The sequence below is a fragment of the Sporolactobacillus sp. STSJ-5 genome (assembly GCF_024385605.1).
In the GTDB taxonomy this organism is placed as follows: domain Bacteria; phylum Bacillota; class Bacilli; order Bacillales; family Sporolactobacillaceae; genus Sporolactobacillus.
In genome coordinates, this window is sequence record NZ_JANFOJ010000015.1 from 14141 (window position 1) to 28702 (window position 14562).

The following is a 14562-nucleotide window of genomic DNA, read 5'->3' on the forward strand; positions in this document are numbered from 1 at the left end:
GCACAATCAAAAAATGAATGGTGAACTGCTTCAGGTATGCAGAATTGTTGCAAGTGCAAAAAAAGCGCTAAAAGAGAACAAGAAAATCATATTTGAATCGTTCAAATATGAGGATTCCATTACTTTTCAGCTTATTGAAAAGAAGTCATGGTTTGGGAAAAAGCCTTTTAAAGCTAGTAATGTAGCAGAATGGTTTGATGAATGTTGTAAACGCGGGTTAGAAGATATAAAATGCTTAACGCCGATGCAGGTAGAAGACAGAAATCTGCTTGGATTTTCAAACTCAAGACAAAACATTTTTGTCTGCTTTTATAAAAGTGGTCATGTAACTTATAATACAGTGCATTGGGACTTCCAGAAAGAAAGGCACGCCTGGACAATCACCTATACAGAACACCGCTGGGATAATCCACCTCAAGAGAAGCCGGAATTTTACGATAATACAGCAGACTTGGTAAACGTTTTAAATGAAATTGAGAAATTCGCGCACTTCATTGAATGTGACCATTTTGCAAATTTATTTCATGAGGCTGCCCTTGCTGCAGAAGGGGAATCTACGAAAGAAATGAAACTGCTCATTGATATGCCGAAGAAGAATTTGAATCTTTTTAAAGCAGCAAGTACCGCTGATGTTTTTGGTGCTATGGGCTCATGGAATGATTCTCCGCCATACATGGCTCATGAAAAAAATGTAGACGAACAATATGAACATTTATCTGCGGAATTATTTAGACAGTTATGTTTAGCGACTCTCTATGCGGTGAATGAATGGTAATATTCTTCATGATCATCTGACACCTTTTTTAATCCTCTTATGAAATCCATTTATTTGTGCTTTGTAACTTTACCAATCGAATCGCTTAATTAAACTGAGTTAGCAAATGATAAGTGTGCATCGCCCAAACAGCTTTTTACAGTTTCTGATGCAGCATATTTCTGAGTGCTTTTCCATATTTCCCGTGCAGGGCCAGAATATATAGAACAACACCCAATGGAAGCAGTGCGGCATATTGTATGAAATGAAGCAGTAAGCCTGCCGAAAGCGCCGCGCTCTGCTGAATGCCTAGTCCGGCAAGACCGATAATGACTCCGTATTCGAAAAGACCCACGGAACCGGGTGAGGCAGGTATAAACCCAATAAGGTTTGTTGTGGCAAAAACGGCCAGCGACATACGCAAAGATGCGCCCCAGCCGAAGCCGAACGCAATTAGTCCCATCCAAATGGAAAGGAGGAGAAGTATATACGAGAAAAGCACCCAAAGCATCATGTTCAGCATTCCGATTGTTAAATAGCCATGAACATAGTTTCGAAATCGCGGAACAAAAGAAACAACAGTCAGCAGCAACGCGATGAGGGTAATACATGAAAAGAAAGAAATCCATAAGATTGTAACAATCATGGGCTCTTTAAATCCGGAAAAGGGTACGGCGAAAAGGGAGATGACGATAATTGCTATCGAGTCGGCGATCGCCGGTATCATCACCAATTCCGTCCGACGAAATGCGCTGTAGTTGTCCGGGAAAAAAGCAAAACGTAATCCGTCACCAATATGAAGGGGCAGAATCATATTTGCTGCATGACCGATACCAACGATTTGCAGAGCTCTCAGACGGTTAATATTCGGATCAATGCCCAATGTGTATCCAAGACTCCGAACATAGTTTGAATAGATATTAATGGCAACTGAACAAAAAACTAAGAACCAATTTATTTTCGCATTGAATACAGTGCTTAGATCCAGACTGCCGAATGTTTTGAATGAATAATAGACGACTAAAACAGTTATGATTATTCCTATTAGTAATTTGAATTTTGTTTTTGTTGCCATTCAACTGCTCCTGCTGCACGTTTTTTGAATTTTAGTCGGTCAAAGAATGTTCAAGTGATTGACTGATTTTCAGAGCGTTGGGTTCCTTTGCTGTTTGTATGAGCAATTCAGTGATCTTGCGCGCCGATTCAGGCTTTTTGAACTCATACTGGTTCTGAGCGATCTGCAGGAGCTGTTCCCCGTCATTTTCCAACAATGCTGAAATCATAGTCGGCAATTGGCGCAAGTCTTTGCAATAGAGTCCCAATCTGTGTTTAAGGACAAAATGAGGATTCTTTGCCTCCTGTCCACGCAATGCACCGGTGACGATGACGGGTTTGCACAGGTTGACCGCCTCCATTAATACATTAGGGCTAGCCCGCATGATCAGAAGATCAGCCTCCATCATGCGCGCCTTTACTTCTTTAATAAATCCATAAATGGTCACTCGTTTTCCAATGTAGGGGGACAAAGTGCTTTCCATTAATTTGATTAATGCCGTGTTATGTCCTGCAATAATCGTTAGATGGATTTTCTCATCACTTAGCAAGATTTTGGCGATTTTCAGAACCTGAGTCGAGCCTTGACTCCCGCTCATTAGGAGAATAGAAATAAAATTTTTGCGCATGTGACGGAGATCAGGCTTTTTAGGCAGTTTCAAGTCACAGAAGTCGCTGCGTGTCGGGAAGCCGGTATGAAACAATTGATCCTGAGACATACCAGCCTTTAGCATTCTTTGTTCCGCTTCGTCAGAAGGACATATAATATATTTTGCCCGCTTGTCTGCCCAAAGGCTCGTGACATTGTCTAAATCCGCAATCAACGAGATAACAGGAATAGACAAATGTGCCCGATCTAAGACATTGATTACCGAACCGATGAAAAGATTATGAACGGATACGATGACATCGGGATGAAAGGCGTCGATTTTTTCTAACAATGACTTTCTGATGTTATGTGCGACAAACCAATTGACAAGCTGCTTAAATGGACTGCTCAATCGGTAAATGAGACCCCAAAGAGCAGGAAATTTCACTGCAAATGAGTCATAACCTCGGCTGGATGAACGAAGAATACGGCTTCCCAGGTCGAATCCATCAATAACTGTAAACTGAATATCCGGTGACAAAAGCCGGAGCTGCTTGCTCAGCGCTTCCGTGATACTTTTATGTCCGCATCCCGTATGCTCAGATGAAATAAACAGAATTCTACTCACAGAAAAATTCCCCTTCATATATCTTTATGGAGTACTTCCAAATCATTTATCCTATTTCCGTTTAAGTTCGTTTTTTTATTGGCAAGAATACTTAAAATTCTCGGTCGATTGTAACGTTGTATCATGATATAGGGAAGATTGCACACGACAGCAATGAAGATCATAAGCATCGAAACACCTGTATGATTCCATTGCGTAAAGAGCAAAGAACTGATCATAATGCACCAATGAACGAGCTCGGCACGGCAGGTCTCCAAAGCAAATCTGTACAAATAATCCGGGCTGGATCGCTTCATTTGTTTTTTTGAAAAAAGGAAGGACAGAAAATCACTGAGCTCCGGTAAGAGACTCTTCCACCTTTTCACATTAAACCAGTCCTGATAGAAATGGCCGCCTTTTTCCCAGCGCCTTTCCCTAAACAGCCAGCTATCCAATTGGAAGATGGTTATGGGAAGCTTGATCGAAATAATCGTATTGATCAACGAAATAATCATGAAGATGATAAAATTATTAACCAATGCAAGTACTTTCACAATACTCATCATCTCTCTTTTTAAAATCAAAGGTACCTTTTTGTAAAAAAATCCATGCAAAAATTGCTGTCCGGTAAAAAACAGCTTATAAGACTATTTGTGTTAATCATCGAAGGATATTCACTTAAACTATAGATTAAAAGTCAGGTGGAATCAATATGGCATGTCTTCAGGTATGTGTCAAACTTAAAACAGAGCTGATTGAAAACCAGCGGAAGCGGTATAACATAAAGATCCTGTTTCCCATCTTTATTAAAGAAGAAACAGGATCATATTTTATACAAGTAATCCGCCTAGGAGTGACTTTCTATTTGTTTTGCAAAAAATTCGTATTTACCCGTTGTCACAAAATCACAATCTGGTGGCATTGGATTTTCTCTAAGAAGCAGTGCAAGTTTATTTAATAACTGAGAAAAAATGATGCGCTTCTTCTCTTCAATCAAAAGTTTGAACCCATACTGGAATACCTCGGATTTCAGTTCATTCACCCAAACGACGGAACCCAAAAGTGTAATTTTTTCTCCAAGAATGGTTGTTTCAATCTTTAAGACCAGGGATGAATCAATTCCAAAACGTAGGTCAGAAAGAAAGCGCAGTCCACCAGAGCCAATATTTTCAATAAGGATGCGCGTGTTGCCCAGTTTAACATGCTGCCCATGAAATTGCACAAGGGTTATCATTGCGACTAGAGGATAATCAAGATCCACTCTGAAATGCTTTCTTCGGTTTTCATAGACTCCACGATTTCGTGAGACAGGTACAGCAGGAGCTCCCTCTTTTTCCTTTCGCAACAGCTTAGCGAACGTAGCGGCTGGAACCGGTTTGGAGAAAAAGTAGCCTTGTATGATATTGCAGTGATAATCTTGTAACAGCTGCAATTGTTCCTGAGTTTCCACCCCTTCAGCAACCACATTCATGTTTAAATAATGGGCCAATTCAATGATTGATTGGGTGATATATTTTGAGCTTTCATCGGTGGTGTCATCTAACGCATCAATAAAAGACTTATCAATTTTCAACGTATCAATTCGTCCTTTGAAACGCTTAAGGTAGGATAGTGATGAATAACCTGTTCCAAAATCATCCAAGTTAATCTTAATTCCTTTGCGTCTAAGACTGTCGATAATTGTAAAAATTGTTTTTTCATTCTCCAGAAGAGATGTTTCAACGATTTCGACCTCTAAGTATTTCGGATCCAAATGTGCCTGTTCCAACACATCCAAAAGATCCACAGTCAGATCATGATCCAAAAAACGGTTTGCAGACAGATTGATTGAGATCGGAATCGCGGGCAGACCGTCATCTTGCCATGCTTTGTTTTGGAAACAAGCAGTGTGTTCGATCCATTGGTCGATTTTACGCATGATGCCGACTTCTTCGGCTAAAGGAATAAACTCTGCTGGTGAGACCAGTCCCCACTTCGGATGATTCCATCGAATCAGTGCTTCAGCGCCTATAATACGTTTGGTGCCGATGTCTACCTTAGGCTGATAGTATAATTCGAACTGATTTAATTCAAGCCAATTCTGTAAATCCGCCTCTAAAGTAAAACGCTTATAGCCGACGATATCCATTGTGGAGGTGTAGCGTTGATATTTGCTGTTTTTCTTCCCTTTTGCTTTATGAAGAGCTGAATCGGCATGCTTGATTAACGTCGCCGAATGATCACCGTTGTCCGGATAGATGCTGATGCCGATGCTGAGTGAAATCTGCAATCGGTAATTGCTAATAATAAATGGGTGATCGAATGCATTGATGATTGCTTCTGCTTGGCTGATTACGGTGTGATCAAAGACATTTGGGCAAAGAACCAGAAACTCGTCGGCACCAATTCGAGCAGCTAATTGATGAGGCCCAAGGATCTTAGTCAATTTTGTTGCGAACTGCTTCAACAGTTCATCGCCAACCAGATGACTTAGCGTATCGTTAATGTATTTAAAGCGATCTAAGTCCAAATACATGACGGCCAATTTCTGCCCTAAAGTGTTGCTGATAACCATTTCCTGTTCCAATTTTTCTCGAAAGAATCTGCTGTTCGGGAGACCGGTAAGTTCGTCGTGATTCGCAAGAAATTTTGTTAGCGACTGTGCTTTTTTATACTTGGTTACATCTTGGACCGAGCCAACAATCGTTAATTGGTTTTGGTAGATAATTTTTTTCATATGACATTCATAATAATGTGTGCCGTCCTCTTTAATGACTCGTAAGGGCACGTCTTTGCCGGCTCCACCAACGGTTAATTCATCCATTATTAATTGAGTTGTTGATTGATCATCAGGATGCAGAGTGTTTAGGAAACAGGTGCCATCCGTAAAATTTGGACCAACAGATGCATAGAAGTTAGGGTTTCCATAGATCAGCTTATCGCATTGAAGAATAAAAATGCCAAAGGATGCCTCATCTGCAAGACTCTTGAATATCAGTTCAGATTCGATTAAGGATTTTTGTAATCGATTTTTGTTTGTTAGATCCTGGAGAAGCCCAAATGCGCCAATAATTTGTCCCGCTGAACGTGCCGGCATTAGGGCTAATTGACACTCGATTTGTGTACCGTTTTTGTGTGTCAGTGTCGTGTTGATGTACTGTTTTTTGCCGCTCATCACTTTTTTAAACGTTTCTTTGTAGGATGGTACTTCCTTTTCCGTCAGGAACTTTTCAAATTTATTTAAAATGATTTCATCATTAATATAGCCAAAACATTCAGAAAAACGTTTATTTGGTAATACAATCACCCCGTTAACATCCATATAAAAAGTTACGTCCGGGTTTCCTTCAAATAATGATCGAAAAAACAGATCCGGATATTCGATTACATGGTCTGTTGAAGGATCTGTATTTTTTTTAGATTTATGATCAAGCATGGTTTATGCCTCCCTAATTCGAACTGGGGGAAATACAATCGATTCATGTGCGCAAAGACATCTTTGTGATATAAATAATAGTACATTCGTATGACTTTGACTATATGATTTTAAGTTGTGTTTGCATCATTAGCAAATCTTAATTTTGTTATTATGATTTGAAAAAAATTCCTTTAAAAATCACAAACTATTTAAAATATGGTTGATTCAGTAAAAACGTATTGTGCTAAGATAGACTTGGGATGTACATAATCAATAAAAGAGAAGGGTGGAGACAGATATGAGAAAGTACGCAATTATTGGTCTCGGTCACGTTGGCGCAGCCGTTGCGTTCACTTTGGTTTCAAAGGGAATTGCGGATGAACTGATATTAATTGATACGAATGAGGGCCTGGCACGCGCCGAACAACTCGACTTACAGGATATGCAAGGACGAATCGACACGCGAACGATTATTAAAATTAATGACTACAGTGAGCTTGCCGATACGGACATCTTGTTCATTACTGCCGGCAATATTCTCGCCTATAAAGAAAAACAGGCGGAAGGCAACCGCTGGGCTGAATTCAAATACACGAAGTATATTGTGCAGGACATAGCGCCGAAGGTCAAAGCATCCGGTTTTCACGGTGTAGCCATCGATACGATGAACCCATGTGATGCGATTACGCAATATTTCCAGGAAAATACCGGACTTAGCCGGCAGCAAGTCTTTGCGACGGGCACGTTCCTTGACACGGCCCGGATGCAAAAAGTAGTTTCAGATCAATTTGATTGTGATCCGAAAAACGTTTCCGGATATGTTTACGGCGAACATGGGGAATCCCAATTCAGTGCATGGTCAACGGTTCGTGTGAACGGATTGGACATCACTGAGCTTGCCAAAGAGCGGAACCTAAACCTGGATGATCTGGAAGAGGCAGCTCGTCGCGGCGGCTGGGAAGTCTATTCCGGCAAAGGCTATACGAGCTGGGCGATCTCAACTTGTGCTGTTAAGCTCAGTCAAGCAGTGCTTTCGGATGCCAAGGCTGCATACATTTGCTCTTGCTATAATGAAAAGTACGGCACCTATGTGGGTCAGCCGGCGATCATCGGTAAGAACGGAGTGGAAGAAGTCATCACCCTGCCGTTAACCGCTGAAGAGGAAGCAAAATTCAAACACTCTGCGGATACGATTAAGGAGAAATTTCAGGCTTTTGATAAACAGCCTAATTGATTAGTAATGCAAAACTAAAACTTTTCATATACTCGGTGGTTAAGATCCGATACACTCGGAATTCGGCCACCGTTTTTCTATGAAATTCAAAAAAAGGAGTTCAATTAATGACAACTGAAAAAGAAAAAATGATTCATGGTGAGCTGTATGATGCGTCGGATCCGGTATTAAAAAGCGATCGTTTGAACGCGCGGAGGTTGACACGATTATATAATGAAACGCTTGAGACCGATCGCGAAAAAAGGGCTGAGTTATTAAAACAGCTCTTCGGTTCGACAGGAGAAAAGTTATACATTGAACCAATTTTTCACTGCGATTATGGGTACAACATTCATGTTGGCGAGCATTTTTATGCGAATTTTGATTGTGTGTTTTTAGATATTTGCGAGATTCACATAGGCGATAACTGCATGTTCGCTCCTGGTGTTCACATTTATACTGCGGCTCATCCGCTCAACGCGAAGCTGCGTATATCGGGTGCGGAATTTGGGAAACCGGTGACGATTGGCGACAATGTTTGGATCGGCGGGCGCGCGGTGATTAATCCTGGGGTTACGATTGGCAATAATGTCGTCATCGGTTCAGGTTCAGTCGTCACCAAGGATGTTCCGGATAACGTAGTTGTCGCTGGCAATCCTGCAAAAATTTTGAAGAAAATAGAAGAGTAAAAGGCCTGCTCCATTCATGGATACTTGGTCACTCAAAGGTAGCTCCTTATTTTGGCAAGTCGTCACTCCGACATAATGGTGCACGAATTGTCGGATTTGCTCACTCTGCTTTTGTTACATTTAGTTCAAGGAGGTCATGACTATGGATTCGCTGAGGCAGATGAATTGTGCCATGGATTATATTGAGTCGCATCTGACGGAATCCATCGATTACAAAGAAGCAGCAAAGCGCGCTTGCTGTTCGGAATATCATTTTAAGCGGATGTTTTCCTTTCTTGCCGGTGTTCCGCTTTCTGAGTATATCCGCCGCAGACGGCTGACTCTTGCGGCATTTGAACTCAAAGACAACCGCAAAGTGATTGATGTCGCCGTTAACTATGGATACAATTCTGCTGATGCATTTACTCGAGCTTTTCAGGCATTGCACGGCATCACGCCTTCAGAAGTAAGAAGCACGGCGAAAACACTTAAAGCGTTTCCCCCCATGACCTTCCAATTGACGATTCAAGGAGTTGGAGAAATGAACTATAGACTTGTCGAAAAAGAAGCCTTTCGAGTTGTCGGTTTGAAAAAAAGAGTGCCGATCATTTTCAGTGGTGTCAATCCGGAAATTGAGGCCATGTGGAAGCGTTTAGACGAACAAAAAATTAAGGAACTGAAGGCACTCACAAATGTCGAGCCATCCGGAATTATCAGTGCGTCGACCAACTTTTCTGAAGGCAGAATGGAAGAAAAGGGGGCTCTTGATCACTACATCGGAACAGCAACAACAAAGGAATGCCCAGATCAATTTGCAGTCCTTGAGGTTGCGGCATCTACATGGGCGGTTTTCGAGGCGGTTGGGCCGTTTCCAAGTGCGCTGCAAAACGTGTGGGGCCGCATTTATTCCGAATGGTTCCCTTCGTCCAATTATGAAGCGGTTGAAGGACCGGAGATACTGTGGAATGAAAGCAAAGACACAACGTCACCAAATTTCAGAAGTGAAATCTGGATACCGGTAAAACGTATTTCCAAATGATTGCTGCAGCTTTATTGAAAATAAGGTATTCATTCAGCATCATTTCCCAGGGAGAACAGTTCGTGTTTTCACCTGGGATTTTGTTCATTGGAAATGATTCCGATGCTTGAAAGAAAAGGCAAATTGTGATGAAATGTTATGGATTGAGACGGAGCGGCATTTTCATCAGATGTTTGCATTATAATGTAAACGATTACAACTTTATATGTAAAACTGCCTGAAATATTTAAGGCTTTATTGAGCAATTTGCAGGATTTGAGACGTTCGGTTTTGAAAGATAAGTTAGGATGAACGAATTATGGAGGTGCACTATGTTTGGTGAAATCATCGGCTACGCACGGAAACAAAACCGAATAACGGTTGAATTTGAAAAGAATAAAGTCACGATTGCAGTGATCACGCCTTCGATCATTAACTTCTTTGCACCGATCGCAGGTGAGCGGCGTCCGTCAAAGGCGATTGAACATCTTGAAGAAGAGCCGGGAGCACTCATTGTTGATTTTACTGGGGAAACGCTGACCATTCGTACAGAACAATTAATTGTTAAAGTAACGAGCGACTTTAGAGTCAACATCTCGGATCCTTCCGGTACGATTCTCAGTGAGGACTATCGCGGAACGGGCACAGCCTTTATTCGGAGGGGGGCAGGAGAAGGAATTGCCATGGCGGCTGAGGAAGGTCATAAACTTGCTTCGGAAGAAGAGAAAATAAGCTATCGATTAAAAAAGAAATTGGATCCGAACACCTTCTTTTATGGACTTGGCGAGAAGACGGGTCACTTAAATAAAAAAGGGTACCATTACAAAATGTGGAATACAGATGATCCGTCCCCGCATGTTGAGAGCTTTGAAACTTTGTACAAATCAATTCCGTTTCTTATTGCATTGAAGGACAATCAAGCGTTCGGTTATTTCTTTGATACCACCTTTGAATCGCAATTTGATTTAGGTAAGGAGAACAGCGATTACTACAGTTTTGCATCAGCTGGCGGTAATCTTGATTACTTTTTTATTTACGGACCTTCGGTTAAAGAAGTCGTCACCGGCTATACAAAGCTAACCGGGACAACGCCGCTTCCGCAGCTTTGGACACTGGGCTATCAGCAAAGCCGCTGGGCCTATGCTCCTGAAGAGCGGCTTAATGAGGTTGCTGATACGTTCCGTGAAAAAGAGATTCCGTGCGATGTCCTGCATCTCGACATCGATTACATGGACGGTTATCGTGTGTTCACATGGGATCGCAAGAAATTTCCCAATCCGGAAGAATTGCTGAAGAAATTGAAAGCAGAGGGGTTCAAGGTGGTCACCATTATTGATCCGGGGGTTAAGAAGGATCGAGGCTATGCCATTTATGATCAAGGGCTTGCCAATCACTACTTTGCGACGGATAAGGATCATCTCCCTTATGTGAATCAGGTTTGGCCTGGCGATGCTCTATTCCCAGACTTTTCAAATGGCAAGGTGAGGGCATGGTGGGCGGACAATCAGAAGATCATGACTGATCTCGGTGTTTCCGGTATTTGGAATGATATGAATGAGCCGGCCAGTTTTAAAGGACCGCTTCCGGATGATGTTCAATTCAACAATGACGGGATTCAAACCGATCATCGCGAAATTCATAACGTCTATGGACATTATATGGCGAAAGCAACCTATGAAGGCATCAAGCAGGCTACTGGTAAACGTCCGTTTGTCATTACACGTGCATGCTATGCCGGAACGCAGAAATATTCCACCGTTTGGACCGGGGACAATCAGAGCCTTTGGGAACATTTGCGGATGGCACTGCCGATGCTAATGAATCTCGGACTCAGCGGTGTTGCGTTTTGCGGGACGGATGTCGGCGGTTTCGGTTTTGACTGCACATCTGAACTGTTGTCGCGCTGGGTTCAGGTTGGTGCTTTTACGCCGCTGTTCCGCAATCACTCCAGTATTTTCACGCGTGATCAAGAACCGTGGGCGTTTGATGAACAAACTGAATCCATTAATCGAAAATACATCGGTTTGCGGTATCAGCTGCTTCCTTATTTATACGATCTGCTGCATGATGAAGAGACAACCGGACTGCCGATCATGCGGCCACTGCTGCTTGATTATCAAAACGATCCGGCAACCTATGAAATCAACGATCAGATTCTTTGCGGGGAAGCGATTCTTGTCGCGCCTGTAGTCGAGCAAGGTGCCAAAACGCGGCTTGTTTACTTGCCGAAAGGAAGCCGTTGGATTGATTTTTGGACGAAGGAAAGCTATGAAGGCGGTCAATACATTGTGAAGGCAGCGCCGCTTGATGTATGTCCGATCTATATAAAAGAGGGGAGCATCATCCCGCTCTATCCTGTTCAGAACTACGTTGGAGAAAAAGCCATTGACCAATTGACCTTGGATCTGTATCCGCCTGAAAATGGAGAAACAAGCAGCTATACACATTATCAGGATGACGGAGAAAGCTTCGAGTATCGCAATGGCAGCTACAACCTTTACGAATTTTCCGCTCAACTGAGCGAGTCGAGCAAGGAACTTTATGTATCGATTAACGCGACACATCACGGTTACGAGAAAAGCTATGATTCCTTTAAACTTATTCTGAACAACACCAAAGCAACATCAGTGGCGCAGAATGATGCGCCAATACCTTTCAAAGTCATGGGGAACAAAACGGTCCTCGTTGTTAAAGAAGGAGAGCTGCACATTAAGCTGTGACCGGATCAGATGAATGACTAAAACAGAACTTAATCATTTTGCCGCGATCAGCACAGACGAAACCCCAGAGAAAGCTTTTTTCTCCGGGGTTTTCATTTTAGCAGCATGTTCGATCACGTTGACTTATTAGCAGCTTTCATAAGACAATAGATCAATACCGGAGGGAGATTAAATGAGTAAAGAACTAGAAAAAGCAATAAGTTTAAGGGAAAGTGGAAGCTATAAAGAATCTAATGATGTATTAAGGATGCTTGTAAAGAAGGAACCGCAAAACGCTTTGATTAACTATCATTGTGCATGGAGTTTTGATAATCTAGGCGAAGAAACAAAAGCGGTCCCCTATTATGAATGTGCGATTGAGTTAGGATTGCCTTCTGATGAAATGCAAGGAGCACTACTGGGATTAGGGAGTACCTATAGAACATTGGGCGAATACGAAAAATCAAAGCGCACCTTTCTTAAGGGGATTGAATTATTTCCTAATAATAGAGCGATTCAAGTGTTCTATGCGATGACCTTATACAACTTAAAAGAACATACAGAAGCTATGGAACGATTACTTAAATGTTTGATCGAAACCACTGCAGATACTGAAATTCTGAGTTATAAAAGAGCAATCGAGTTTTATACCGATAAATTGGATGATGTATGGTGAACTGCTTTAACTTGATGTGGCGTACTTCTGACCTTGCTTCTTTTTATCTTACTTTTCGGACTTGGTTCTATATGTCTAAGGACAAATACATGGAGCAACAAACATGTTTAAAGGGAGCATCAAGTGAATCGAATTTCGATTGTAAAGCAATATGTAGCATACATCATTAACGACGGCATAAACAGATGGACTAAATATAAGGGTTGCCTGATAAGTCATTTTGACTTTGAGGCAGCTCTTTTTTTACACAAATAAGTATAAAGATTTAGAGAAACTTAGTATAAGTGGTCCGATAAGTTAAGGAGCTTCGGCTCATGACACTCATTTCCTGTGAGCGACGCCGAAGTCATCGCATCGTGCGGAAGTACGTCCTGTGGCGAACCGGACACTAGGTCATCCGTTAAGCGATTTGTGGAAATTGAACCATGGCAAAGATAACAAGTGAGACCAATGCATGAACATGGATCAGATAAATTTTGAAAAAATAGATGTTCATTTTTCGTATGTGCCATCATGAGATTGCAGATATAATTTGATTAATGATACAGCTAGAGAACTAAGACCTTTCTCCATATCGAAATGAGGTGCGTGGCAGTGATTAAAGATGAGTCGATGAAAAAAGAATATTATCACGCTCTGGTTGAGCGAAATTCAACATATGATGGGATCTTTTTTGCAGGTATTAAAACAACCGGTGTGTTTTGTCATGCGACTTGTCCCGCAAGAAAGCCGCATTATGAAAATTGTTTGTTTTATGAGACGGCGGAGGAAGCACTATTAGCGGGCTTTCGCCCATGCAAGCGATGCAATCCTTTATCGTTTCCACAAAAGCAATCGCCGCTCATTCAAAAAATGGTAGCTCTCGTTGAAGAAAATCCTGAAAAGAGATGGAAGGATTCTGATTTCAATGAACTGGGAATCCATGCTGCGACCGCTCGAAGACAGTTCAAGAAAAACTACAACATGACCTTTGTACAATATGCCAGGGCGAGAAGAATGGGGATTGCGATGAAATCAATACGCACAGGAGAAAAAGTGATCAATACGCAAATTGATATAGGCTACATATCGTCAAGCGGATTTCATGATGCGTTTTCCAAAATTATGGGCAGAACACCGAATCGATCTAAGCAGATAAAAATGCTCTACGCAGATTGGATTGATACGCCACTCGGTCCCATGGTAAGTATCGTGGACGAAAATTTTCTCTATCTACTCGAATTTGCCGACAGACGAGGGTTGGAACGAGAAATTGAACGATTAAGAAATCGATTAAATGCCTCGATTATACCAGGAAAGACTGATCGATCAGATCAAATAAGAAATGAACTTAATGACTATTTTAATAAAGGTCTTAACACGTTTAAAACGCCAATTATGTTCTTTGGATCCGATTTTCAGAAAAGCGTCTGGGAACAATTATTGAAGATACGGATGGGCGAGACGGCAACGTACAAGGATCTAGCCGGATTAATCGGGAACCCAAAAGCAGTTCGTGCAATCGGAAATGCGAACGGCGCAAATCAACTGGCAATCATTATCCCATGTCATCGTGTGATTCAATCGGATGGAGCACTTGGAGGATATGGCGGCGGATTGGAAAGAAAAAAATGGCTGCTGGAACATGAAAAGTCTATACAATAGGCGCGGTGATCAATTGGGTGGAGGCTAACCCATTGTCTGAGGCCCTTACCTTTGTTAAAATTAAATCAATGACAAAAGAGCTTGGAGGTTTTCCGTTTGACAGCATCAATAAGATTAAGAATTTCTGCTTTCAATCGCTAACTAAATACGTTTGAGAGCTCTGACTGCGCTTAGAGCAGCGGGATTGGTCTGTCTGTTTTTGGAAACCTTATAGTATAGGTGATGAAAAAGAGGGGATAGGTCT

Annotated in this window: 11 protein-coding genes; 7 read left to right on the top strand and 4 right to left on the bottom strand. The window is 41.8% G+C overall.

Annotated features, from left to right (window positions below; all coding sequences use genetic code 11):
- Nucleotides 1–13 precede the first annotated feature (13 nt).
- Nucleotides 14–775, top strand: coding sequence for a hypothetical protein (locus tag NOM01_RS13050; RefSeq protein WP_255748940.1), 762 nt, complete (start codon nucleotides 14–16; stop codon nucleotides 773–775).
- A gap of 136 nt (nucleotides 776–911) precedes the next feature.
- Here the strand turns inward: NOM01_RS13050 and NOM01_RS13055 are convergent, their stop codons facing one another.
- The 4 genes from NOM01_RS13055 to NOM01_RS13070 all read right to left on the bottom strand — a co-directional run bounded on the left by NOM01_RS13055 (nucleotide 912) and on the right by NOM01_RS13070 (nucleotide 6418).
- Nucleotides 912–1829 carry a lysylphosphatidylglycerol synthase domain-containing protein gene (locus NOM01_RS13055; protein WP_255748941.1) on the bottom strand — a complete coding sequence of 306 codons (918 nt, stop codon included), beginning with the start codon at nucleotides 1827–1829 and terminating at the stop codon, nucleotides 912–914.
- Nucleotides 1830–1860: 31 nt separating this feature from the next.
- Entirely contained in the window at nucleotides 1861–3024 is a 1164-nt protein-coding gene (locus NOM01_RS13060; RefSeq protein ID WP_255748942.1) for an MGDG synthase family glycosyltransferase, read from the bottom strand.
- Nucleotides 3025–3038: 14 nt separating this feature from the next.
- Entirely contained in the window at nucleotides 3039–3566 is a 528-nt protein-coding gene (locus NOM01_RS13065; protein WP_255748943.1) for a glycosyl-4,4'-diaponeurosporenoate acyltransferase CrtO family protein, read from the bottom strand.
- A 284-nt stretch (nucleotides 3567–3850) separates the two neighbouring features.
- On the bottom strand, nucleotides 3851–6418 hold the full coding sequence (locus tag NOM01_RS13070; RefSeq protein WP_255748944.1) for an EAL domain-containing protein: 2568 nt from the start codon (nucleotides 6416–6418) through the stop codon (nucleotides 3851–3853).
- A 280-nt stretch (nucleotides 6419–6698) separates the two neighbouring features.
- On the opposite strand from NOM01_RS13070, the gene NOM01_RS13075 reads away from it, so the two are divergent.
- From NOM01_RS13075 to NOM01_RS13100, 6 genes are all read left to right on the top strand, one after another.
- Nucleotides 6699–7634: an L-lactate dehydrogenase gene (locus NOM01_RS13075; RefSeq protein ID WP_255748945.1), complete on the top strand. Its 936-nt coding sequence runs from the start codon at nucleotides 6699–6701 to the stop codon at nucleotides 7632–7634.
- 107 nt (nucleotides 7635–7741) lie between these two features.
- The gene (locus NOM01_RS13080; protein ID WP_255748946.1) at nucleotides 7742–8302 is read left to right on the top strand and encodes a sugar O-acetyltransferase; all 561 of its coding nucleotides are present in this window, start codon (nucleotides 7742–7744) and stop codon (nucleotides 8300–8302) included.
- Nucleotides 8303–8444: 142 nt separating this feature from the next.
- The gene (locus tag NOM01_RS13085; RefSeq protein WP_255748947.1) at nucleotides 8445–9320 is read left to right on the top strand and encodes an AraC family transcriptional regulator; all 876 of its coding nucleotides are present in this window, start codon (nucleotides 8445–8447) and stop codon (nucleotides 9318–9320) included.
- A 311-nt stretch (nucleotides 9321–9631) separates the two neighbouring features.
- Nucleotides 9632–12019 (top strand): glycoside hydrolase family 31 protein, encoded by a 2388-nt coding sequence (locus NOM01_RS13090; RefSeq protein WP_255748948.1) that lies wholly within the window; start codon nucleotides 9632–9634, stop codon nucleotides 12017–12019.
- A gap of 172 nt (nucleotides 12020–12191) precedes the next feature.
- Complete coding sequence (locus tag NOM01_RS13095) at nucleotides 12192–12674, top strand: tetratricopeptide repeat protein (RefSeq protein ID WP_255748949.1); 483 nt, start codon at nucleotides 12192–12194, stop codon at nucleotides 12672–12674.
- A gap of 597 nt (nucleotides 12675–13271) precedes the next feature.
- On the top strand, nucleotides 13272–14318 hold the full coding sequence (locus tag NOM01_RS13100; RefSeq protein WP_255748998.1) for a bifunctional transcriptional activator/DNA repair enzyme AdaA: 1047 nt from the start codon (nucleotides 13272–13274) through the stop codon (nucleotides 14316–14318).
- The last annotated feature ends 244 nt before the right edge of the window (nucleotides 14319–14562 follow it).